Here is a 2258-nt window from a genome sequence, read left to right on the forward strand (position 1 = left end):
CGAGGACGCGGTGGCCTGCGGCAACATCGGCTACCCGGTGGTCTCCGCGGTCGCCGCCGGGCACGCGGTGCTGGCCGTGGAGCTGTCCAGCTTCCAGCTGCACTGGTCACCGTCGGTCCGCCCGGCCGCCGGGGTGGTGCTCAACGTCGCCGAGGACCACCTGGACTGGCACGGCGGGATGGACGGCTACGCCGCGGCCAAGGCCCGCGCGCTGCTCGGCGACGTCGCCGTGGCCGGGGTGGACGACCCGGTGGCGCGCGGCCTGCTCGCCGCCGCCCCCGCCGCGCGACGGGTCGGGGTGACCCTCGCCGAACCCGGCCCGGACCAGCTCGGGGTGCGGGACGGGATGCTCGTCGACCGGGCGTTCGGCGGCGGGGAGCTGCTCCCGGCCGACGCGGTCGTCCCGGCCGGCCCGCCCGGGATCACCGACGCCCTCGCCGCGTCCGCGCTGGCCCGCGCGCACGGTGTGCCGGTCGTCGCGGTCCGGACCGCGCTCGCCGGCTTCACCCCCGGCCCGCACCGCAGCGCACCGGTCGGGCGGGTCGGCGGCGTCACGTTCGTCGACGACTCCAAGGCCACCAACCCGCACGCCGCGGACGCCGCGCTGGCCGCCGCCGGGGCCCGCGCGCCCGGCGCCCGCGCCGTGTGGATCGTCGGCGGGCTGCTCAAGGGGGTCTCCGCGGACACCCTCGGCGAGCTCGCCCGGCGGCACGCCGGGCACCTGGCCGGCGCGGTCGTGATCGGCACCGACCGCGCTCCGATCGTCGAGGCCCTGGCGCGACACGCGCCGGATCTCCCCGTTCGGGAGGTCGCGGCGGGTAACCATGAGGGAATGCAGACGCCGGGGAACCCGATGCCCGAGGCCGTGCGCCGTGCCGCCGAGCTCGCCGGGCCCGGCGACGTGGTGCTGCTGGCCCCGGCCGCGGCGTCGATGGACCAGTTCCGCGACTACGCCCACCGCGGCGACGCGTTCGCCGGCGCGGTCCGGGAGCTGACCGCCGCGCCCACGCCGCCGGGCACGAGCCGGACCGAGGGAGCGCACCGGTGAGCCGGCCGGCGGGGGAGCGGGACGGCCTGTCGATCCAGGGCGTCGCCGCCTCGGTGGGCAGCGGCACCCAGGGCGCGGTGCGCCGGCTGCGCAAGTGGCTGCGCCGTCCGCTGACCTCGCTGCACCTGGTGCTCGGCGTGTTCGGGCTGCTGACCCTGTTCGGCCTGGTCATGGTCCTCTCCGCGTCCTCGGTGGAGGCGCTGGCCGACGGCGGGTCGTCGTACTCGGTGTTCACCAAGCAGCTGATGTTCTGCGGGGTCGGGCTGGTGCTGTTCTACGCCGGGGTGCGGATCCCGCCGCGGGTGCTGCGGGCGATGGCCCCGTTCCTGCTGCTGGCCGGCATCATCGCGCTGGTCGCGGTGCTGATCCCGGGCATCGGCGCGGTGCGCGGCGGGTCCCGGGCGTGGTTCGCGTTCGGCCCGGTGTCGCTGCAGCCCTCGGAGGCGGTCAAGGTCGCGCTGACGCTGTGGGGCGCACACGTGCTCGTCGCCCGCCGCGCCGTGATGCACCGCTGGAAGCACGCGCTGAACCCGGTCGTCCCGGTCACCCTGCTGATCTTCACGCTGCTCGTGCTGCAGCCCGACCTGGGTATGACGATCTCGGTCGGCATCGTCATGATCGCGATGCTGTACTTCGGCGGCGCCCCGATGAAGCTGCTCGCGGCGCTGGCCGGCGGGGGACTGCTGGGCGCGGTGATCCTCGGCCTGACCGCGGGCTACCGGGCGAGCCGGATCTCGGCGTTCCTGGCCCCGAACACCGCCGACCCGCTGGGCCCGGCCTACCAGGCGACCCAGGCGCTCTACTCGCTGGCCGACGGCGGGCTGTTCGGCGTCGGGCTCGGGCAGGGACGGGCCAAGTGGGACTACCTGCCCAACGCCCACAACGACTTCATCTTCGCCATCATCGGCGAGGAGTTCGGCCTGGTCGGCGCGTTCGCCGTGCTGGGGCTGTTCGCGACGCTGGCCTACACCGGCATGCGGATCGCCGCGCGCAGCGCCGACCCGTGGCTGCGGATCGTCGTGGCCACCTCGACGGCCTGGCTCGTGGTCCAGGCGTCGATCAACATCGGGTACGTGGTGGGTCTACTGCCGGTCACCGGCCTGCAGCTGCCCCTGATCTCGTCCGGAGGCACCTCACTGGTGGTGACCATGTTCGTGTTCGGTCTGATGACCAACGCCGCTCGGCACGAGCCGGAGGCGGTGGCCGCCCT

General features: G+C 75.3%; 2 protein-coding genes. Both read left to right on the plus strand.

All coding sequences use genetic code 11. The annotated features are described in order from the left end of the window. Positions 1–1048 (plus strand): UDP-N-acetylmuramoyl-L-alanine--D-glutamate ligase (gene murD / locus I4I78_RS32025; RefSeq protein WP_218615251.1); only part of this gene is annotated, 1048 nt, incomplete at its 5' end. After that, the coding region (ftsW, locus tag I4I78_RS32030) for a putative lipid II flippase FtsW (RefSeq protein ID WP_308252478.1) at positions 1045–2258 on the plus strand (1214 nt) is incomplete at its 3' end. The genes murD and ftsW, both read left to right, overlap by 4 nt.

The sequence above is a fragment of the Pseudonocardia sp. KRD291 genome, assembly GCF_019263595.1.
Lineage (GTDB): Bacteria > Actinomycetota > Actinomycetes > Mycobacteriales > Pseudonocardiaceae > Pseudonocardia.